18 protein-coding genes are annotated in these 19692 nt (G+C 65.8%); 7 read left to right on the plus strand and 11 right to left on the minus strand.

Going from position 1 to position 19692, the window contains the following annotated elements:
• Positions 1-109 precede the first annotated feature (109 nt).
• The 5 genes from pstC (at position 110) to phoB (ending at position 5086) form a co-directional block, all read left to right on the plus strand.
• Positions 110-1444, plus strand: coding sequence for a phosphate ABC transporter permease subunit PstC (gene pstC, locus ACK8CP_RS12975; RefSeq protein WP_414834258.1), 1335 nt, complete (start codon positions 110-112; stop codon positions 1442-1444).
• A complete protein-coding gene (pstA, locus tag ACK8CP_RS12980; RefSeq protein WP_414832089.1) occupies positions 1441-2811 on the plus strand; it encodes a phosphate ABC transporter permease PstA in 1371 nt (456 codons plus the stop codon). Before pstC ends, pstA begins: the two co-directional genes overlap by 4 nt.
• Before the next feature lie 108 nt (positions 2812-2919).
• The gene (gene pstB, locus ACK8CP_RS12985; RefSeq protein ID WP_414834259.1) at positions 2920-3666 is read left to right on the plus strand and encodes a phosphate ABC transporter ATP-binding protein PstB; all 747 of its coding nucleotides are present in this window, start codon (positions 2920-2922) and stop codon (positions 3664-3666) included.
• Positions 3667-3686: 20 nt separating this feature from the next.
• Positions 3687-4373, plus strand: coding sequence for a phosphate signaling complex protein PhoU (gene phoU / locus ACK8CP_RS12990; RefSeq protein WP_128292146.1), 687 nt, complete (start codon positions 3687-3689; stop codon positions 4371-4373).
• Between the two features lie 17 nt (positions 4374-4390).
• The gene (phoB, locus tag ACK8CP_RS12995; protein WP_370872325.1) at positions 4391-5086 is read left to right on the plus strand and encodes a phosphate regulon transcriptional regulator PhoB; all 696 of its coding nucleotides are present in this window, start codon (positions 4391-4393) and stop codon (positions 5084-5086) included.
• 961 nt (positions 5087-6047) lie between these two features.
• On the opposite strand, the gene upp is transcribed toward phoB, so the two are convergent.
• From upp to ACK8CP_RS13035, 8 genes are all read right to left on the minus strand, one after another.
• Positions 6048-6647, minus strand: a complete 600-nt coding sequence (gene upp / locus ACK8CP_RS13000; RefSeq protein WP_414834260.1) for a uracil phosphoribosyltransferase — start codon at positions 6645-6647, stop codon at positions 6048-6050.
• A gap of 169 nt (positions 6648-6816) precedes the next feature.
• Positions 6817-8037, minus strand: a complete 1221-nt coding sequence (locus ACK8CP_RS13005; protein ID WP_414834261.1) for a phosphopentomutase — start codon at positions 8035-8037, stop codon at positions 6817-6819.
• The gene (gene deoA / locus ACK8CP_RS13010) at positions 8037-9353 is read right to left on the minus strand and encodes a thymidine phosphorylase (protein ID WP_414832090.1); all 1317 of its coding nucleotides are present in this window, start codon (positions 9351-9353) and stop codon (positions 8037-8039) included. Before deoA ends, ACK8CP_RS13005 begins: the two co-directional genes overlap by 1 nt.
• Complete coding sequence (locus tag ACK8CP_RS13015) at positions 9350-10159, minus strand: purine-nucleoside phosphorylase (RefSeq protein WP_414832091.1); 810 nt, start codon at positions 10157-10159, stop codon at positions 9350-9352. The genes deoA and ACK8CP_RS13015 overlap by 4 nt, the downstream gene beginning before the upstream one ends.
• Positions 10156-10545: a cytidine deaminase gene (gene cdd / locus ACK8CP_RS13020; protein WP_414832092.1), complete on the minus strand. Its 390-nt coding sequence runs from the start codon at positions 10543-10545 to the stop codon at positions 10156-10158. Before cdd ends, ACK8CP_RS13015 begins: the two co-directional genes overlap by 4 nt.
• 1 nt (position 10546) lies before the next feature.
• The gene (locus ACK8CP_RS13025) at positions 10547-11515 is read right to left on the minus strand and encodes an ABC transporter permease (protein WP_414832093.1); all 969 of its coding nucleotides are present in this window, start codon (positions 11513-11515) and stop codon (positions 10547-10549) included.
• 34 nt (positions 11516-11549) lie between these two features.
• The gene (locus ACK8CP_RS13030) at positions 11550-12689 is read right to left on the minus strand and encodes an ABC transporter permease (protein ID WP_128292141.1); all 1140 of its coding nucleotides are present in this window, start codon (positions 12687-12689) and stop codon (positions 11550-11552) included.
• Entirely contained in the window at positions 12686-14329 is a 1644-nt protein-coding gene (locus ACK8CP_RS13035) for an ABC transporter ATP-binding protein (RefSeq protein ID WP_414834262.1), read from the minus strand. Before ACK8CP_RS13035 ends, ACK8CP_RS13030 begins: the two co-directional genes overlap by 4 nt.
• Positions 14330-15139: 810 nt before the next feature.
• Between ACK8CP_RS13035 and ACK8CP_RS13040 the strand changes: the two genes are divergently transcribed.
• Both ACK8CP_RS13040 and ACK8CP_RS13045 read left to right on the plus strand, forming a co-directional pair.
• A complete protein-coding gene (locus ACK8CP_RS13040) occupies positions 15140-15370 on the plus strand; it encodes a DUF4160 domain-containing protein (protein WP_234629702.1) in 231 nt (76 codons plus the stop codon).
• Complete coding sequence (locus ACK8CP_RS13045) at positions 15363-15779, plus strand: DUF2442 domain-containing protein (protein WP_414832094.1); 417 nt, start codon at positions 15363-15365, stop codon at positions 15777-15779. Before ACK8CP_RS13040 ends, ACK8CP_RS13045 begins: the two co-directional genes overlap by 8 nt.
• A gap of 241 nt (positions 15780-16020) precedes the next feature.
• Here ACK8CP_RS13045 and ACK8CP_RS13050 read toward each other — a convergent pair whose 3' ends face one another.
• The 3 genes from ACK8CP_RS13050 to ACK8CP_RS13060 are packed head-to-tail and all read right to left on the minus strand — an operon-like array spanning position 16021 to position 19520.
• Positions 16021-16356, minus strand: a complete 336-nt coding sequence (locus ACK8CP_RS13050; RefSeq protein WP_414832095.1) for a CAP domain-containing protein — start codon at positions 16354-16356, stop codon at positions 16021-16023.
• Positions 16238-18085: an alginate O-acetyltransferase AlgX-related protein gene (locus ACK8CP_RS13055; RefSeq protein WP_414832096.1), complete on the minus strand. Its 1848-nt coding sequence runs from the start codon at positions 18083-18085 to the stop codon at positions 16238-16240. Before ACK8CP_RS13055 ends, ACK8CP_RS13050 begins: the two co-directional genes overlap by 119 nt.
• Before the next feature lie 13 nt (positions 18086-18098).
• The gene (locus ACK8CP_RS13060; RefSeq protein ID WP_414832097.1) at positions 18099-19520 is read right to left on the minus strand and encodes an MBOAT family O-acyltransferase; all 1422 of its coding nucleotides are present in this window, start codon (positions 19518-19520) and stop codon (positions 18099-18101) included.
• Positions 19521-19692 lie beyond the last annotated feature (172 nt).

Here is a 19692-nt window from a genome sequence, read left to right on the forward strand (position 1 = left end):
TGACCGCAAGAGACAAAAGGCATCGCGCTTTCGGTTCGCTCAGCGAGAGCGCGCAACGAGAGGTCTGTTCGTGAGTGATCTCATAATCGTCGGTATTCTGCTGACCCTGATGGCGCTCGGCTATCAGGTCGCGCTCGGCCGCTACCGCAAGGTGACGGGCCATTCCGACGCCCGCCCGCATTCCCGTCCGGCCTATCACGGCCTCCTCGTCGCCATCTGGTGCGCCATTCCCGCTCTCGCGGTGATCATCGTTTTCGGGCTCTTCGAGCCCATCATCACCCGCTACGTGATCTTCTCCGCCCTGCCGCCGGAAGTGCGCGAGCTGCCGGCTCACGAATTGCGCAGCGTCATGCAGCGCATCCACCAGATCGCCACCGGCTTCGGCATCGTCGGCGAAGCCAAGCCCTACGAGAACGTCGCGGCGACGCGGCTCGGCACCTATCACGCGATCTGGAATTTCGCGCTCATCGCGCTCGCGGCGTCATCGGCGGTCGCCGGCCTCGTCTACACTTTGCGCCGCATCACGCCCCGGCTGCGCGCCCGCAACGAGGTGGAGCGCGTCATCCGCATCCTCCTGCTTTTGTGCTCCGCCGTCGCCATCATGACGACCGTCGGCATCGTCGCCTCGCTTCTCGGCGAGGCGGTGCGCTTCTTCGGCTTCGTCAATCCGCTCGATTTCTTCTTCGGCACGGTCTGGAACCCGCGCTTCTCCTCCGTCGGCGCCGGCCAGGGCGATTTCGGCCTGCTGCCGCTCCTCGTCGGCACCTTGATGATCAGCGCCATCGCCATCCTCGTGGCGCTGCCGATCGGGCTGATGACGGCCATCTACATGGCCGAATACGCCTCCTCGCATCTGCGCAACATCGCCAAGCCGATCATCGAAATCCTCGCCGGCATCCCGACGATCGTTTACGGCGTCTTCGCCCTCACCGTCGCGGGTCCGTTCTTCGCCGATATGGGGGCCGCCGTCGGCCTCGACATCAGCGCCACCAGCGCCTTCACCGCTGGCGCCGTCATGGGCGTGATGATCATTCCGTTCATCTCCTCCCTGTCCGACGACATCATCACGCAGGTGCCCGCCTCCATGCGCGACGGCTCGCTCGGGCTCGGCGCCACCCGCTCTGAGACGATCAAGCGCGTCATCCTGCCGGCGGCGCTGCCCGGCATCGTCGGCGCCTTTCTTCTCGCCGTCAGCCGCGCCATCGGCGAAACCATGATCGTGGTGCTCGCCGCCGGCAATTCGCCGGTGCTGCGCTTCAACCCGTTCGAGCCGAGCACCAGTGTCACCGTCTCGATCGTCAACCAGCTGACGGGCGACACCGATTTCGCCAGCCCGCAATCGCTCGTCGCCTTCGCCCTCGGCCTCACGCTTTTCATCATGACGCTCGGCCTCAACGTCGTGGCGCTCTACATCGTCCGCAAATACCGGGAGCAGTACGAATGAGCACGACCGACACCATGTCCGCTTCGGCGCCCGTCGAAAGCCAGCTCAACGCCGTCCGGGCCAGCCTCAAGCGCCGTCATGCGCAGGAGCGCCGGTTCCAGGTGCTCGGCCTTGCCGCGATCTTTGCCGCCCTCGCCATGGTGGCGGTGCTCTTCGGCTCCGTCCTCTTCAAGGGCGTGCCGGCCTTCTGGCAATCGACCCTGCATCTTGAGATTTCGCTCAATGCCGATGTCATCGACGTCGGACAGCCGCCGGTCCAGAAGGCCAATCAGAACCCGGCCGAATTCCAGGCCGAGCTGACCGACTGGCGGCGCGCGCTCGCCCGCGTCAGCTGGAACAAGATCCTGGAAAACGCCGTGCGCGGCGTGCTGCCGGCCGATCTCGCCGACGCCAAGACCCGCGATATCGTCGGCATCGTCGCGAGCGGCGAGCGCTATGCCTTGCGCGACATGGTGCTCGAAGATCCGAACCTCATCGGGCAGACGATCGAGGTCGATCTTCTCGCCGACGCCGATGTCGACAATTGGCTCAAAGGCAATATCGATCGTTCGCTCGGGCAAAGCCGTCAGCAGCTCTCCACCGGCGAGCAGGAAATCGCCGATGCGCTCGCCGAAAAGGGCGTCATCACGCAGAGCTTCAATTCCGGCATCTTCTTCAACGTCGATTCGCGCTCCTCACCGGCCTCGGCCGGTCTTGCCGGCGCCTTCATGGGCTCGCTCTACATGATGCTGGTCGTCATCATGCTCGCGGTTCCGATCGGCGTCGCCAGCGCCATCTATCTGGAAGAATTCGCACCGACGAACCGCTTCACCGATTTCATCGAGGTCAACATCAACAACCTCGCCGCAGTGCCGTCGATCGTCTTCGGCCTCCTCGGCGCCTCGATCTTCATCAACTGGATGCATCTGCCCCTGTCGGCGCCGCTCGTCGGCGGTCTCGTCCTCACCTTGATGACGCTGCCGACGATCATCATCGCCACGCGCGGCACCTTGCGCGCCATTCCGCCGTCGATCCGCGAAGCGGCGCTCGGGCTCGGTGCCTCGCGCACGCAGATGGTCTTCCACCATGTCCTGCCACTCGCCATTCCGGGCATTCTGACGGCCACCATCATCGGCGTCGCCCAGGCGCTCGGCGAGACCGCGCCGCTCCTTCTCATCGGCATGAACGCCTTCGTGGCCAGCGTGCCGGCGAGCCCGATGGATCAGGCGACGGCCCTGCCCGTGCAGATCTACCTCTGGCAGGGCAACGAGAACTTCAATTTCTTCGAAGCCCGCACAAATGCCGCCATCATCGTCTTGCTTGGTCTGATGATCAGCCTCAATGCGATCGCGATCCTGCTGCGCCAGCGCATCGAGCGGCGCTGGTAACTGGGAGAATTCGCCATGAACGATATCAGCCATAGCCCGAGCGCGGCCAAAGCCACGGCGACGAAAGCGCCGCCCGAAGTGCCGCAGGAGAGTGCCGCCGTGCCGAAAATGCGCGCCGAGAAAGTGTCCGTCCATTACGCCGAAAAGCAGGCTCTGTTCGACGTCGATCTCGACGTGCCGGAAAATCAGGTCATCTCGCTGATCGGCCCGTCAGGCTGCGGAAAATCCACCTTCCTCAGATGCCTCAACCGGATGAACGACACGATCGACATCGCGCGCGTCTCCGGCCACATCACGCTCGACGGCGAGAACATCTACGACAAATCGCTCGACGTCGTGGAGCTCAGGGCCCGGGTCGGCATGGTCTTCCAGAAGCCGAACCCGTTCCCGAAGTCGATCTTCGAGAACGTCGCCTACGGGCCGCGCATTCACGGCCTCGCCTCCGGCAAGCGCGACCTCGAAGAGATCGTCGCCACGAGCCTGCAGCGCGCCGGCCTCTTCAACGAGGTGAAAGACCGGCTCGACGAACCCGGCACCGGCCTCTCCGGCGGCCAGCAGCAGCGCCTTTGCATCGCCCGCGCGATCGCCGTGAACCCGGAAGTCATCCTGATGGACGAGCCGTGCTCGGCACTCGACCCCATCGCCACCGCCAAGGTGGAAGAGCTGATCGACGAATTGCGCGAGAACTATACGATCGTCATCGTCACGCATTCGATGCAGCAGGCGGCGCGCGTCTCGCAGCGCACGGCCATGTTCCATCTGGGTTATCTCGTCGAGGAGGGGCCGACGGACATGATGTTCACCAACCCCACCGACAAGCGCACCCAGGACTACATCACAGGCCGCTTCGGCTAATCGGGAGAGGAGTGAGCCCCGTGTCTGAACATATCGTCACCTCCTATGACGAGGAATTGCGGGAACTCGCCCGCTCCATCGCCGAAATGGGCGGTCTCGTCGAACAGCAGCTCGACGAGGCGGTGAATGCGCTGTTGAGCACCAATGCGCAGCTCGCCCAGGACGTCATCCTCGGCGACCGCCAGATCAACCAGATGCACTACCAGATCGAAGAGCGGGCGATCCTCGTCATCGCCAAGCGCCAGCCGATGGCCCAGGATCTGCGCGAAACCGTCGCCGCGATCCGCATTTCGCACGATCTGGAACGCGTCGGCGACCTCGGCAAGAACATCGCCAAGCGCGCGCTCGCCATCGAAGACCAGCGGATGAACCACCAGCTTCGCCGCGGTGTCGAACATCTGGCGAGCCTCGGCCTGCGCCAGCTCAAGGACGTGCTCGACGCCTATGGCTCGCGCGACGTGCAGAAGGCGATCTCGGTGTGGCGCTCCGACGACGAGATCGACGCCATGTATGTGTCGCTGTTTCGCGAGATGCTCACCTACATGATGGAAGATCCGCGCAATATCGGCATGTGCACGCATCTTCTCTTCTGCGCCAAGAACATCGAGCGCATCGGCGACCACGCCACCAACATCGCCGAGACGATCACCTATCTCGTCACCGGCAAACAGATGGAACGCGCGGCGACTGCGCCGTCCGCGGGCTGACGGAGTGAGCCATGCAGGTGCCCCGGATTCTCGTCGTCGAGGATGAAGAACCGCTGACGCTGCTTCTGCGCTACAACCTGGAGGCGGAAGGCTATTCCGTCGACACGGTGGGGCGCGGCGACGATGCGGAGCTGCGCCTTCTGGAAGAGGCGCCCGACCTCCTCGTGCTCGATTGGATGCTGCCGGGCCTTTCCGGCATCGAACTCTGCCGCCGCGTCAGAATGCGCGAGGCCACCTCAAAACTCCCCGTCATCATGCTGACGGCGCGCGGCGAGGAAGACGAACGCATCCGCGGGCTCGCCACCGGCGCCGACGATTATGTCGTCAAACCCTTCTCGGTGCCGGAGCTGATGGCACGCGTGAAGGCACTCCTGCGCCGCACGCGCCCGGAAATGGTCGCCGACAAGCTCGCCGCCGGCGATCTCGAACTCGACCGCGGCACCTTCCGCGTCTTCCGCGGGGGGCGCGAGATCCATCTCGGCCCGACGGAATTCCGGCTTCTGGAATTCCTGATGCGCAGCCCGGGGCGCGTCTTCACCCGCGAGCAGCTCTTGAACGGCGTCTGGGGCCGCGACGTCTATGTCGACGAACGCACCGTCGATGTGCATGTCGGCCGCCTCAGAAAGGCGATCAACCGCGGCCGCATGCGCGACCCGATCCGCACCGTCCGCGGCGCCGGCTACGCCCTCAACGAACAGTTCGTCACCACCTGATTTTTCCGGAAATCCGCGCAGCAGGCACCCTTCCTCTCCCCTCTGGGGAGAGGTGCCCGCGCAGCGGGCGGTGAGGGGTGGACGAAGAACGGATCTCGGCGCGGGATGAAAGCCCACCCCTCATCCGGCGGGCTTCGCCCGCCACCTTCTCCCCACAGGGGAGAAGAACGGGAGCGCTGCAACGCCCTTGCGGCGAGAAGCGTGTCCGCGCGGCTCCCGCACGAGGCAGCGAGAGCTTCTTCGTTGTGGCTTCGCACCAGCGAAGGCCAGAACGTGCTCTCATCAGTGCCGTCGCAATGACCCTTATCGCTGCGATTTCCGTGGCCGCTACGATTTCCGTGGCCGTTGCAATTGAGAACAGCGTCGGCTGGACCCTCCATTCCTCTCCCCTCTGGGGAGAGGTGCCCGCGAAGCGGGCGGTGAGGGGTGGACGAAGAACGGATCTCGGCGCGGAATGAAAGCCCACCCCTCATCCGGCGGGCTTCGCCCGCCACCTTCTCCCCACAGGGGAGAAGAACGGGAGCCCGCTGCAATGCCCTTGCGGCGAGAAGCGTGTCCGCGCGGCTCCCGCACGAGGCAGCGAGAGCTTCTTCGTTCGCCTGTGGCTTCGCACCAGCGAAGGCCACGAACGTGCTCTCATCAGTGCCGTCGCAATGACCCTTATCGCTGCGATGTCCGTGGCCGCTACGATTGAAGAACAGCGCCTGCAGCAGGCTCCATTCCTCTCCCCTCCCCTTTGTGCTTGGGGGGAGAGGTGCCCGCGCAGCGGGCGGTGAGGGGTGGACGAAGAACGGATCTCGGCGCGGGATAAAAGCCCACCCCTCATCCGGCGGGCTCTGCCCGCCACCTTCTCCCCAGAGGGGAGAAGAACTGGAGCGCGCTGCAACGCCCTTGCGTCAGATGCGCTCGTCATCCGCAAGGCGAGATGAAGAGCGTCCAGCAGGCACCCCGCCGAAAACCGCTATTTCGTCCCGTACATGCGGTCGCCGGCATCGCCGAGGCCCGGCAGAATATAGCCGTGATCGTTCAAATGGCTGTCGATCGCGGCCGTCACCACCGGCACGTCGGGATGGGCGGCACGGAAGCGCTCCACGCCTTCGGGCGCCGCCAGCAGGCAGACGAAGCGGATATCCTTCGCCCCGCGCTCTTTCAGGCGCTGGATCGCGGCGATCGCGGAATTTGCCGTCGCCAGCATCGGATCGACGGCGATGACGACGCGTTCGTGCAGATCTTCCGGCGCCTTGAAGTAATATTCCACCGGCTGCAGCGTCTCCGGATCGCGGTAGAGCCCGACATGGGCGACGCGGGCCGCCGGCACCAGATCGAGCATGCCTTCCAGGAGGCCGTTGCCGGCGCGCAGGATGGAGGCGAAGACGAGCTTCTTGCCGGCCAGGGTCGGCGCCTCCATCGTGGCGAGCGGCGTCTCGATGGTCGTCGTCGTCAATTCCAGGTCGCGCGTCGCCTCATAGGTCAAAAGTGCTGCAATCTCGCGCAACAGACGGCGGAAACTCGCCGTGGACGTGGCCTTGTCGCGCATGATCGTCAGCTTGTGCTGCACCATCGGATGATCGACGACGGTCACATCCCGTCTCGTTGAAGCGTCCACGCCCCTCTCCTTCTCGTCTCTTGTTCGTCGGCGGCTTCTGTCTCACCCTGGGTGAAATGGGTCACGGCACCGAGGTCAACCCGCCGCCTTGAACCGAAAGGCGATATTCACCGGCGATATCGCCTCAGATCAGGCTCGCGCCCGCGGCAAGAGGCGGCAGGGCGAGATGCGCCGACAATGTCTGGCCGACATCGGCATAGGTCGAAAGCTCGCCCGCCGGACGCCCTTCGATGCCCGGGCCGAAGGCCAGAACCGGCACGGTTTCACGTGTGTGGTCGGTGCCCACCCAGGTCGGGTCGTTGCCGTGATCGGCCGTCAGGATGACGAGATCGCCCGGCTTTAAGAGCGCAAAGAGCTCCGGCAGGCGGCGATCGAAGGCTTCGAGCGCCGCCGCATAGCCGGCCGGATCGCGGCGATGGCCGAAAATCTGGTCGAAATCGATGAAGTTGGTGACGATGAGATCGCCGTCCTTTGCCGCCCGCGCCGCCTCCAGCGTCTTGTCGAACTGGCTCTCGTTCTCCGGCGCCTTCAGCGTCTGCGTCACGCCGTAACCGGCAAAAATGTCGGAGATTTTTCCAATCGCCCAGACGTCGCGGCCCGCCTCCTTCGCCTCGTCGAGGAGCGTGCGCGCGGGCGGCGGCACGGAGAAATCCCGCCGGTTGCCGGTGCGCGCGAAAGTCTCCGCGCTGTCGCCCGTAAAGGGGCGCGCGATCACCCGGCCGATGCGGTACGGGTCGCAGAGCTTTCGCGCGATCCGGCAGGTCTCATAAAGACGTTCGAGCCCGAAAGCCTCCTCGTGCGCGGCGATCTGGAAGACGCTGTCGGCCGAGGTGTAGCAGATCGGCTTGCCGGTCTTCACATGCTCCTCGCCGAGTTCGGCGATGATCGCCGTGCCGGAGGCATGCGTGTTGCCGAGAATGCCCGGTAGTCCCGCTTCGGCGATCAGCGCTTCGGTCAGCTTGGCCGGAAAGGCCGGCTCCTCGGCCGGAAAATAACCCCAGGCCTCGCGCAACGGGCAGCCGGCGAGCTCCCAATGGCCCGTCGTCGTGTCCTTGCCGCGCGAGCGTTCGCGGGCAAAGCCCCAGATCGCCTCGGGTTCTGCAACCCGCTCGACACCGGCCGGATAGGCGCCCGACGCCGCCTCCGCCGCCCGGCCGAGACCCAGCCGGTTCATGTTCGGGATGATGAGCGGGCCTTGCCGCAGCCCCGCGCGGTCGGCCTCGCCGTTGGCGCAGCGCTCGGCGATATGGCCGAGCGTGTTCGCGCCTTCGTCGCCGAATTCCGCCGCGTCCTTCGCCCCGCCGATGCCGACGGAATCCATCACCAGGAAGAAACCGCGCGCCATCATTGCAGCCTTTCGACGATCAGAGGATTGGCCGAAACGGGTGTCTCGGCGATGTGATAGGCCCGCCGGATCGCATGCGCGGCATCGGCGAACGCCTCTTCGCCGCGCGCATGCACGAGCGCCAGCGGATGATCCGGGCCCACCTCGTCGCCGATCGCAGCAAGCTGCGTCACACCGACGGCATGATCGATCGCATCTTCCGCCCGGCGCCGGCCGCCGCCGAGTGTCACCACGGCAACGCCGATGGCGCGTGTGTCGATCGCCTCCACATACCCGGTGCTGGCGGAGCCGACCGTGCGCGTAAACGGCGCCTTCGGCAGATGGCGTTCCGGGTTCTCGACGAAATCCGCCGGTCCGCCGAGCGCGCTCACCATCTTCTGGAAGCGCTCGGCCGCCGCGCCGTTCGCAAGCGCCGCCTGCGCCATCTCCTCGCCCGCCTCGGCGGAGGGCGCAAGGCCACCCAGCCTCAGCATCTCGCCGACGAGCGCGATGGTAACCTTTTCCAGCCGCCGATCGCGATGCCGGCCGGTCAGGAAATCGACGGCGTTCTGCACCTCGACCGCATTGCCGGCAGCCGAAGCGAGCGGTTCGTTCATGTCGGTGATGAGCGCGGCTGCGGGAAGGCCCGCCCCCTTCGCGACCGTCACCAGGCTCTCGGCCAGCCGATGCGCATCGGCCGGATCGGCCATGAAGGCGCCGGTGCCCGTCTTCACGTCGAGAACGAGACCGGAAAGCCCGGCCGCGAGCTTCTTCGACAGGATCGACGCGGTGATCAGCGGCACCGATTCCACCGTCGCCGTCACGTCGCGGATGCCATAAAAACGCTTGTCGGCCGGGGCGAGATCGCCGGTCTGGCCGATGATGGCGCAGCCCGCCTCCGCCACCACCTTGCGGAAGGTCGCAAGATCCGGCTGCGTCTTGTAACCCGGAATGGAATCGAGCTTGTCGAGCGTGCCGCCGGTATGGCCGAGCCCGCGCCCGGAAATCATCGGCACCAGCCCGCCGCAGGCCGCCACGATCGGGGCCAGCATCAACGAGACATTGTCGCCGATGCCGCCGGTCGAATGCTTGTCGAGGATGGGCGCGTCCGCCTCCGGCCAGGTCAGAACGTCTCCGGAGCGCGTCATCGCCTGCGTCAGCGCCACGATCTCCGCCTCGTCCATGCCGCGGAAGAAGACCGCCATGGCGAGCGCCGCCACCTGTCCTTCGGTGACGCTGCCGTCCGTCAGCCCCTGCACGAAGAACGTGATCTCGTCGGCGCTCAGCGCCGCGCCGTCGCGCTTGTTGCGGATGATTTCCTGCGGCAGAAAACTCATCTCGCCCCCTCCCCGGAGAAATGCCGCATCAAGATCGCCTCAAGCTTCTCTCCCCCGAGCGGTGCCACGGTCTTCGTCTCCTCGTGCGAAAGCTCACGCCCGGTCATGCCGGCCGCATAATTGGTGATGACGGAAAAGGCCGCGACGCGAAGCCCGAGAAAGCGCGCCAGGATGACCTCCGGCACGGTCGACATGCCGATCGCATCGGCACCCAGAATGCGGGCGGCGCGGATTTCCGCCGGCGTCTCGAAGGACGGCCCGCTCACCCACATATAGACGCCCTCGGCGATCTCGCGCCGCGCCTCTTCGGCCGCGACCCGGAAATCGCCGATCAGCACCCGGTCATAGGCCTCCGTCATGCCGACGAAACGCGCGTCGGAGGCCTCGCCGATCAAGGGATTGGCGCCGAGAAGGCTGATATGGTCGGTGATCTGCATCAGCGAGCCCGGCGGCATGTCCTCGCGCAGGCTGCCGGCGGCATTGGTCAAAATCAGCGTTTCGACGCCGAGAGCTTTGAGCGTCTCGAGCGCCGGGCGCATCACGTCGGCGCGGCCATGCTCATAAAAATGCGAGCGCCCGGCCATGAGCGCCACCGGCGTGCGCCCCAGAATTCCGAGCACCAGCTCACCGGCATGACCGGAGACGGAGGGCCGCGGAAAGCCGTCGAGCTCCGCATAGGGGATCGCCACGGCGTCTTGGAGCTTGCCGGCGAGGCCCGACAGGCCGGAGCCCAGAACGATCGCCGCCTTCGGCGCCATGCCGGCGCGGTCGGCGATGGTCTTTGCAGTCGTCTCGGCTCTCATCATTCCTCGTCCAGATCGAAAGCGAGCGGCAGGAGCGTGCCGAGCGACGCATAGGCGACGGGGCCCGTCGCATCGCAGAGATGCACGAGCGTGTCTTCGGTGCCGAATTCGCGCAGCCGCTGGCGGCAGCCGCCGCAGGGGGTGATGCGTGGCATCTTGGCGGCGAGAATGGCGATTTCGGCGATCTCGCGTTCGCCGGCCGCGACCATCGCGGCGATCGCGGAGGTCTCCGCGCACCAGCCTTCCGGAAAACTCGCATTCTCCACATTGGCGCCGACGAAAATCTTGCCGCTTGCGGTGCGCAGCGCCGCTCCGACGGGAAAATCCGAATAGGGGGCATGCGCGTTCAGCATCGCCTTCCGCGCCGCTTCGAAAAGATCGCGCGCCATTCTAGCGCTCCTTCACGTAAGGGATGCCGCCGGCCTTCGGCGGCACTGCGCGGCCGATGAAGCCTGCGAGCAGGATGACGGTCAAGATATACGGGAGCGCCTGCATGAACTGCACCGGCACCTCGCCGATCACGGGCACGTTGGCGCCCTGCAGGCGGATCGACACGGCATCGAGAAACCCGAAAAGGAAACAGGCGCCCATGGCCGGCCAGGGGCGCCATTTGGCGAAGATCAGGGCGGCGAGCGCGATATAGCCCTTGCCGGCCGACATGTTGACGATGAAGCCCGCCGATTGCGCGATCGCGAGATAGGCACCGGCGATCCCCGTCAGAATGCCGCAGATGATCACGGCCCGGTAGCGCAGGAAAGGAACGGAGACGCCCGCCGTATCCACCGCCGCCGGGTTCTGCCCGACCGCCCGCAGCCTCAGCCCGAAACGGGTGCGAAACAGCACCCACCAGGTGAGCGGCACCATCAGGAAGGCGACATAGACGATGAGATTGTGGCCCGAAATGAGCTCGTAATAGATCTCGCCCACGACGGGCACGTCCCGCAGCGCCTCAGCCCCCGGCAGAGTGATCGCGCCGAAGCGCGCGTCGCCACCGAGCTGCGGCGTGCGTCCGCCTTGCGAAAACCAGGCCTGACCGAGAAGCGCCGTCATGCCGGCCGCGAGAAAGTTGATCGCAACGCCCGAGACGATCTGATTGCCGCGCTGGGTGATGGAGGCAAAGCCATGCACCAGCGCCAGCACGATGGAGGCCGCGATCGCGGCGAAAAGCCCGAGCCAGGCGGAGCCCGTCCAATAGGCGGCGGCCGCCGCAAAGAAGGCGCCTGCGAGCATCTTGCCTTCGAGCCCGATGTCGAAAATGCCGGAGCGTTCCGAATAAAGCCCGGCAAGACAGGCGAGAAGCAGCGGCGTTGCGAGCCGCACCGAAGAATCCAGGATGAGGACGATCGTGGTCAGATCCATCTCGGCCTCCCTCCGGCTCTCACTCTCCCCCGCCTCACGACCTCTCCTCCTCGGCCACGACGCGCTCGCGCTGGCTCGTCGACATCAGCGCGAACGCCCGCCCGATCCCCGGCCGGAACATATGTTCGAGCGCACCGGCAAAAAGAATGACGAGCGCCTGGATGACGACGATCATGTCGCGCGAGATCGTCGGCATGTCGAAGGCGAGCTCCGCGCCCCCCTGATAGAGCATGCCGAAGAGAAACGCCGCGAGCACCACGCCGACGGGATGCGCACGCCCCATCAGCGCGACCGCGATGCCGACGAAGCCCGCGCCCTGCACGAAATCGATCTGCAGCCGCTGCTGGTCGCCCATCACCGGGTTCAAAGCCATCAGCCCGGCGAGCCCGCCGGAGACGAGCATCGTGACGATGGTGATCTTGACCGTCGAAATGCCGGCATAGACGGCAGCCGTCGGATTGAGGCCCGTGGCGCGGATCTCGTAGCCGATCTTGGTGCGCCAGATGAAATAATAGACGAAGACGCAGGCCGCGAGCGCGACGAAGATCGAGATATTGGCGGGCGCCGCCCCCATATCCGCGCCGAAGAGATGGAAGAGCCCACCGAGTTCCGGCAGCGTGCCGCCCGCCTCGAAGGTGCGGGTTTCCGGCTGCATGGAGCCGACCGGCGACAGATGGTCGACGAGGAGCCAGACCATCAGCGAAGAGGCGATGAAGTTGAACATGATCGTCGTGATGACGATGTGGCTGCCGCGCTTTGCCTGCAGATAGGCCGGAATGAGCGCCCAGGCGGCGCCGAAGAGCGCGGCCAGGACCGTCGCGACCGGCAGTGTCACCCACCACGGCACATAGCGGTCGAGCGCCAAGGCCGCGACGGCGACGCCGAGGCCGCCCAGATAGGCCTGGCCCTCGCCGCCGATATTGAAGAGGCCGGCATGGAAGGCGACGGCGACTGCGAGCCCCGTGAAGATGAAGTTCGTCGTATAAAAGAGCGTGAAGCCGACGCCCTCGCCGAAGCCGAGTGCCCCCCAGATCAGGATTTTTACCGCTTCGAGCGGGTTCTCGCCGATAAAGAGCACGACGAGGCCCGCGACCAGGAACGCCACGACGACATTGACGAGCGGGATGACGCCGACCTCGACCCATGTCGGCAGCTTTTCGAACGGCGCGCTCATGCTTTTGGCTCCGCTGCGCTCGCGCGGCCCATTTCGCCCTCCGCTTGAGCTTCCTCAGCGCTCTCCCCTTCGCCTTCCTCCGGCGTCACGCCCGCCATCATCAGGCCGAGTTCGCCTTCGGAGGCCTGGGGCCCGCGCTCGCCGACGATCTTGCCGGAGAACATCACAAGGATGCGGTCCGACAGCGCGCGGATCTCGTCGAGTTCGACGGAGACGAGGAGGATCGCCTTGCCCGCGTCGCGCATCGCCACGAGCTGGTGGTGGATGAACTCGATGGCGCCGATATCGACGCCTCTGGTCGGCTGGCCGACGAGAAGCACGTCGGGATCGCGCTCCATCTCGCGGGCGAGCACGATCTTCTGCTGGTTGCCGCCGGAGAAATTCGCCGTTTTCAGCCGCGGGTCGGGCGGGCGGATGTCGTATTGCTGCATCTTCTCGCGCGCTTCCGCCTCTATCGCGCTCCGGTCGAGAAAGGCGCCGCGCCCATAGGCCTTGTCGCGGTGATAGCCCAAAATGGCGTTCTCGTTTTCCTCAAAGCCCATGACGAGGCCCATGCGGTGGCGATCCTCCGGCACATGCGCGAGCTTGGAACGCCGCCGCATCGCCGGATCGGCGCGGCGGGCGAGATCCTCGCCGTCGGCCAGACGAATTTCGCCCGACGTCGCGGGGCGGATCCCCGACAGCGCCTCCAGAAGCTCCGACTGGCCGTTGCCGGAGACGCCGGCAATGCCGACGATTTCGCCGGCGCGCACCTCAAACGACACGTCCGACACCCGTGCCACGCCGTTGCCGTCGACGACGGAAAGGTTTTTCACCGTCAACAGCGGCGTCCCCGGCGCCGCCTCGCCCTTTTCCACGCGCAAGAGCACATGCCGGCCGACCATCAGCTCGGCGAGCTGCTCCGGCGTCGTCTCGGCGGTTTCGAGCGTCGCCACGATCTCGCCGCGGCGCATGATCGAGACATTGTCGGTGATCGCCATGATCTCGCGGAGCTTGTGGGTGATCAAAATCACCGTCTTTCCCTGGCTCTTCAGCTGGCGAAGGATGCGGAAGAGGTGATCGGCCTCCGACGGCGTCAGAACACCCGTCGGCTCGTCGAGAATGAGCGTGTCGGCCCCGCGAAACAGCGCCTTCAGGATTTCCACGCGCTGCTGCAGCCCGACCGGCAGATCGCCGACGACGGCATCGGGATCGACCTGCAGCTCGTATTCGCGTTCGAGCCGTTGCAATTCCGCCCGCGCCCGGTTCACCCCCGCCTTCAGAAGCGTGCCGCCCTCCGCCCCGAGGATGACGTTTTCCAGAACCGTGAAATTGTCGACCAGCATGAAATGCTGATGCACCATGCCGATGCCGGCCTTGATGGCATCGTCCGGCGAGGTGATTTTTCGCTTCTCGCCGCGCACGAAAATGTCGCCGGAATCGGCCTCGTAAAACCCGTAGAGGATCGACATCAGCGTCGATTTGCCGGCCCCGTTCTCACCGACGATGCCGTGGATCGTGCCTTCCTCGACGAGAAGATCGATGTCGCGATTGGCGTGGACCGCACCAAAACTCTTGCTGATGCCGGACAGGGCGATCGCCGCGGGCGCCTGCATGTCGAGCTCGCCCGGCATCCGGCCCGGCACCTCATCACCGGACATCATCGGCCCTCGCCCCCAGACGCGGTATGGGCCGCCTCATGGGCGGCCGGCTTTCTGCCCTTGGGACCTCCGCCCGGGCAAGCCCTGGCTGCGCGGGTTCTTGCCACCAGGGTCGCCCCCGCGCGAACTCGCGTTGCCCGAATCTTGCCCGCCCGAACGCCCGTTGCACGAACCCTGCCGGCCCGCACCTTGCCGGCCCGAACCTTGCTCATCCGAACCGATGCGGCCTCATACCCGCCTTTCGGCCGGGCGGCCTTTGCTTGCGGATCGTCTGTGTCGGGTCGGTCCGTTCTGAAATTCATGCAAGGCAAAACGCGTGGCAGGCCGGAACATGGCCGGATGGGACGGCTTTCGGCCATCCTGGCACGCCCGGCCGCCGCTTGCACGCCGAAATCATCCGTCACGAGCGCCCGAATCCCGGCTTTTTCCCCTGCCGCAGCGTCAGGTTTTTCGGATGCCGCAACGTCAGGTTTTCGCGCGCCACGGCCGATCTCCAAGCACGGCCACCAGCGATCGGGTGTTCTTCCCCCGCCCCTGTGTGCCTGAGGGGAGAAAGTGGCACCGAAGGCGCCGGATGAGGGGTGATCTCGCAATTCGCCTCAGAGCCCGCAGCAGCGCCACCCCTCACCGCCCGCTGCGCGGGCACCTCTCCCCAGGGGGCGAGGAAAGGCGTCTGCCGCTTGCGGGATGGCATGCGCCATTGCCTCCGAACGAGCTGGACACCAGGACCGTGCAAACCGAAAGGTGGGTGTCATTTCTGGTGACAAGCGGACACGTTGAAAACCCAACAAGATCGGTTTATTGTGCCGCATGGTCACCGTGCTGCGTTCGGGCGCGTTCCGCGTCGTCATCTTCACCGACGACCATGCGCCGGCACATGTCCATGTCTTCGGCGACGGCATGGCGAAGATCGACATTTCCGGCGCCACCCCACGCCTCATCGAGACGACGATGACCAAGGGCGAGCTGCGCAAAGTCGCGGCGCTCATCGACCGGCACCAGACCGCCCTTCGGCAGAGATGGAGAGACATCCATGGCTGATTTCGAATTCTCAGACGCGGAACGCGAGGCGGCCGCCCGCCGCGCGCAGGCCGAGGTGGCGAGCCGTCCGGCGCCTGAAAGCGTGCGCTACGACCGCGCATCGGGCCGCATCATCGTCGAGTTCGAAAACGGCTCGGCCTTCATGGTGCCGGCGCGGTCGCTGCAGGATCTGGAAGACGCCTCCGACGATGATCTCGCCGCGGTCGAGCTTTTGGGCGCTTACGGCCTGCATTGGGAGAAGCTCGACGTCGATTTCACCATTCCGGGCCTGATGGCCGGCATCTTCGGCACGGCACGATACATGCAGCAAAAGGGCGGCCGATCCCGCTCGCCAGCGAAAACCGCCGCGGCGCGCGAAAACGGCAAAAAAGGCGGACGCCCGCCGAAAGTTTCTGACCAGACCCGATAAGCCCGGAAGAGTCTGCAAATTTCAGCGCCAGCGATCGGAGTTCTTGTCCCCGCCCCCTGTGTTTCGGGGGAGAAGGTGGCGCCGAAGGCGCCGGATGAGGGGTGATCTCTCAATTCGCGTCAGAGCCCGCGGCGGCGCCACCCCTCACCGCCCGCTGCGCGGGCACCTCTCCCCAGGGGCGAGGAAAGGCGTTCGTGGCATCGGCGGGAGACCCCTGTTCCCCGAAACCCCGTCGCACCCTCTACCGCATCGCCTGCCCGGGCTCCCGTTCCGTTCCCAAAATCAGCGCATAGAACCCGCCGGAGCGCGCGGCGGGGGCGACCGCGCCGGCGAAGCCGATCTCCGTCACATAGGCGTTGCGCAAGTTCTTCTCGTGCCCCGGCGAGGCGACCCAGCCCTGGAATGCCGCCGCCTCGCTCTTGTAGCCGCCGCCGAGATTTTCCGCGATCGCGCCCCAATCATAGCCGACGGCCGCCACCCGCTTCGGCAGTTTCCCGGCGACGGTATGGCTGATGTCGTTTTCCCGCGCCATCGCCAGCGCCTGGCGCTCGGCCACCACGTTCAGCCGCGGCGACACGGTGACCGGCCCGAGCCCGTGCCTTGCCCGATACTCCGTCACCATCGCCCGCATCGCCGCCTCGTCGACCGGCACGTTGCGCGCCTCGAATTGTTCCGATGGCCCGGCACAGGCAGCGAGAAGAAGCGTGAGAAGAAACACGAAGCGCATGGAAAGACCCTGAAGAAACGATACGATGGGGCGATGATCTCGCAGAACGCGCGATGCGTCGACCTGCCTGCCGCGCATCCTCTCGGCAAGGCTCAAAGGCCTTCGTCCACACCGCGTTTCGTGCCCCTGCTCTCGTCTCGGCAGGCCGGGTTCCGAGCGCGACCGTCAGATCGTCGCTGCCGCCCGCGGGCGGGTGAAACCGCACGGCTTTGCCCGCATATCGTGCCGGCAGAGCGATCTCGACGAGGCGCTCCGGTCCCGCCCCCTCGAAGGGGATGGACAGCCCCGGCCGGTGATCCGGCCCGCGCGGCGCCGGCAAAAACAGACGGCTCGGCCCCTCCGCGCTCGTGCGGAAGCGGATGCGAAGGCATGGCGGTTCCTTCCCCTTCGGCATCAGAATGCGAAGATCGCCTCCCGAAAGCCGCTTGACGCGGGATGCCGCCTCCGATCCGTCCGTCCTCGCCGCGGAGGGCGGCGCGTAACGGCAGCTCCTTGCCGTCTCCTGATTCACCCGCAGCAGACCCTGGCCGATCGGGCTTTGCCAGTTGAACGGCCCCTCGCGGACGCGCAGGAAAAAGCGCCGCTCCACGGAATTGATGAGAAAGAGGCTCGGACGCCGGCTCAACGCCGCAAGCAGGGCCTCGGTCTCGCCCCCGTCCGTGCCGATCTTGTCGATTTCGAGATCCGTCGCGCCCGGAAACAGGATGCGGGTCTTGTCGGCCGCCGCGATATAGAAGGAATCGTGGAGGACGAGGGCCTGCGCAAGTCCGCCTCCCGCCGCCTGCGTGAACGGCCCGGCCCAATAGGCGGGAAACGTGTCCGTCCCCTCCAGCTCCGGCAGGCTCAGCATGCTGGTGCGCAGATCCGTGGGTTTTGCCACGGGAACCGCCTGATCCGCGTCGGGAAGGCCCGGATCGGTGCCGAAGAGCGCCTTCGTCAGCTGCCGCATCGCCGCCGCCTGGCCGAGTTCGTTCCAATGCGTGTCGGTGGCGAAATAGAGGTCTTTTGCCGGATCGACGTCCCGCATGGCCGCCAGATGGTCGATGAGCGGCGCGCCGAGATCGCGCGCAATCGCCCGCCAGCGCGCTGCGGCTTCAAGCTTGCAGCCGGCGAGCGCGCCCGCCCGCAGACCGAGATGCTCCGGCTCGGCGACCGATTTGTCCGGCGAGATGCTGACGACGAAACGGATGCCGGCCCCCTCCGCCACCGCCCGCAGCGCTTCCAGCGTGTCGAGCGCGGCGGTGATCGCCTCGTCCCCCAGGCATTGTCGGGGGCCGAACTGATACTTGTAGAAGAGCCAATCCCCGGCGCCCGAAATCACGCTGTCGGTGTCGACCGCATCGAAGACGCTGTAGTCGAAAAAAGATCTCGCCTGGCTCGCGAGATGCCGCGCCATCGTCCGGTTGACCAGCTGCGTGACGATCTGATTGCGATAGCGGTCCTTCGATTGCAGCATTTTGTGCCAGATGAAGGGACGCTCGGGCGCAGAATTGCTCCGCTGCGGCCCGAAAGCGGCGAGGCTCGCCAGGGGCGCAAGCAGAAACAGGACGAACACGCCGGCGGTGAGATATCGGGTCATCGGCGTCGGCGCCCTAGAACCGGAAATAGAGGAAGGGCGAATAGGCCTGCGGCAGGATGAAGAGCGCGAGCAGCAGGCCCGTTGCGGCGATGAAGAGGGCCCGCGCCGGCTCGGCAAAGCGGGAGCGGGCCGGCCGCGCGACGACGACACCGAACGGCGTGTAATGCCCCTGCGCGAACGCCGCCGCGCTGGCGAGAAGAAGAACGAAGACGGTGAGCGGCGTCAGCGCCACCACCATCAGCGGCGCGAGCGACCAGGCGTCACCGGCGAGCGGGGAGACCATCGCCGTCGCGAAGGCGGTGAACTGGGCGAGATCGTTCGCCTTGAAGAGGACCCAGCCGACCACCACCACCGGCGCCAGATAGACAAGGCGCAAAAGCGCGCCGCGCTGATCCCCCGCCTGCCGCCCCCAGACGAGCCGCTCCAGGATCAGGAAGGCGCCGTGATAAAGGCCCCAGAGAACGAAGGTCCAGGCGGCGCCGTGCCAGAGCCCCGTGGCGAAGAAGACGATCGCCAGATTGGCGTAAGTGCGGGCCGGGCCGCGGCGGTTGCCGCCGAGCGGGATGTAGAGATAGTCGCGAAACCAGGTTGACAGCGAGATGTGCCAGCGGCGCCAGAACTCCGTCACCGTTTTGGCCGCATAAGGATGGTTGAAATTCTCGCGAAAGCGGATGCCGAACATCATGGCGATGCCGATCGCCATATCCGAATAGCCTGAAAAATCGAAATAGATCTGGATCGTGTAGGCGATGGCGCCGATCCAGGCGGTGGCGAAGGTCACGTCGCCATTCGCCACGCCGAAGGCCGCGTCGGCCGCCCGCGCCGCCGTGTCGGCGATGATCACCTTCTTCGTCAGGCCCATCATGAAACGGCAGGCACCGGCATTGAAGAGGTCGAACGAGGCGGAAGGCGCACGGAAATCGGCGGCGACATCGCGGTAGCGCACGATCGGGCCGGCGATCAGCTGCGGGAAGAACGATTGATAGGCGCCGAAGAGGATCGGATTGCGTGCCGCGGCAACCTCCCCGCGCCAGACGTCGATGACGTAGGAAATGCCCTGGAACGTGTAGAACGAGATGCCGATCGGCAGGACGATGTCGGCGGCAAAGCCCTTGGCGAATTCGAGCCCGGTCAGATCCACGTTGGAGAGCAGGAAGGCCGTATATTTGAAGAAGCCAAGGATCGCGAGGTTCGCCGCCACGACGCCGATCAGAACGCCGCGACTGCGGGTTTTGTCGATCAACAGCGCGCCGAGAAAATTGATGGTGATGCTCGCCAGGAAGACGAGCGTCAGCGCCCCCGACGACCAGAAGAAGAACACCATGCTCGACAAAAACACGGTGAGCGGAAAGTAGCGGCTGTGGCGTGTCGCAATGCCGGCGAAAAGCGCCGCCGGCAGGAAAAAGAAGACGAAGACCTGAGAAGAAAAGACCACCGCGCCCCCGCTCTGCCTTTCGGTCTACGCGGTTTTGAGCGCAGCCTCGCGCGGGGTTATAAGCTTTGAGGGCGGCGACCTTCCAGCCCCTCGCTTGCCGTCAGTCTGATCGACCGACGCGTCTCAAAGTTTTCAGACGGTCGCGCCGGCGGGTCGAAGCGCCATAACGAGA

This window comes from Afifella sp. YEN Y35 (assembly GCF_047553465.1).
Lineage (GTDB): Bacteria > Pseudomonadota > Alphaproteobacteria > Rhizobiales > Afifellaceae > Afifella > Afifella aestuarii.

Coding starts and splice junctions, on each gene's coding strand:
- ACK8CP_RS13030 (WP_128292141.1), bottom strand. CDS start 12,689: ATGAGCGCGCCGTTCGAAAAGCTGCCGACATGGGTCGAGGTCGGCGTC.
- cdd (WP_414832092.1), bottom strand. CDS start 10,545: ATGGCGCGCGATCTTTTCGAAGCGGCGCGGAAGGCGATGCTGAACGCG.
- pstB (WP_414834259.1), top strand. CDS start 2,920: ATGCGCGCCGAGAAAGTGTCCGTCCATTACGCCGAAAAGCAGGCTCTG.
- pstC (WP_414834258.1), top strand. CDS start 110: ATGGCGCTCGGCTATCAGGTCGCGCTCGGCCGCTACCGCAAGGTGACG.
- ACK8CP_RS13015 (WP_414832091.1), bottom strand. CDS start 10,159: ATGATGAGAGCCGAGACGACTGCAAAGACCATCGCCGACCGCGCCGGC.
- ACK8CP_RS13025 (WP_414832093.1), bottom strand. CDS start 11,515: ATGGATCTGACCACGATCGTCCTCATCCTGGATTCTTCGGTGCGGCTC.
- deoA (WP_414832090.1), bottom strand. CDS start 9,353: ATGAGTTTTCTGCCGCAGGAAATCATCCGCAACAAGCGCGACGGCGCG.
- ACK8CP_RS13040 (WP_234629702.1), top strand. CDS start 15,140: ATGGTCACCGTGCTGCGTTCGGGCGCGTTCCGCGTCGTCATCTTCACC.
- upp (WP_414834260.1), bottom strand. CDS start 6,647: ATGGTGCAGCACAAGCTGACGATCATGCGCGACAAGGCCACGTCCACG.
- ACK8CP_RS13045 (WP_414832094.1), top strand. CDS start 15,363: ATGGCTGATTTCGAATTCTCAGACGCGGAACGCGAGGCGGCCGCCCGC.
- pstA (WP_414832089.1), top strand. CDS start 1,441: ATGAGCACGACCGACACCATGTCCGCTTCGGCGCCCGTCGAAAGCCAG.
- ACK8CP_RS13005 (WP_414834261.1), bottom strand. CDS start 8,037: ATGGCGCGCGGTTTCTTCCTGGTGATGGATTCCGTCGGCATCGGCGGG.
- ACK8CP_RS13035 (WP_414834262.1), bottom strand. CDS start 14,329: ATGTCCGGTGATGAGGTGCCGGGCCGGATGCCGGGCGAGCTCGACATG.
- ACK8CP_RS13055 (WP_414832096.1), bottom strand. CDS start 18,085: ATGACCCGATATCTCACCGCCGGCGTGTTCGTCCTGTTTCTGCTTGCG.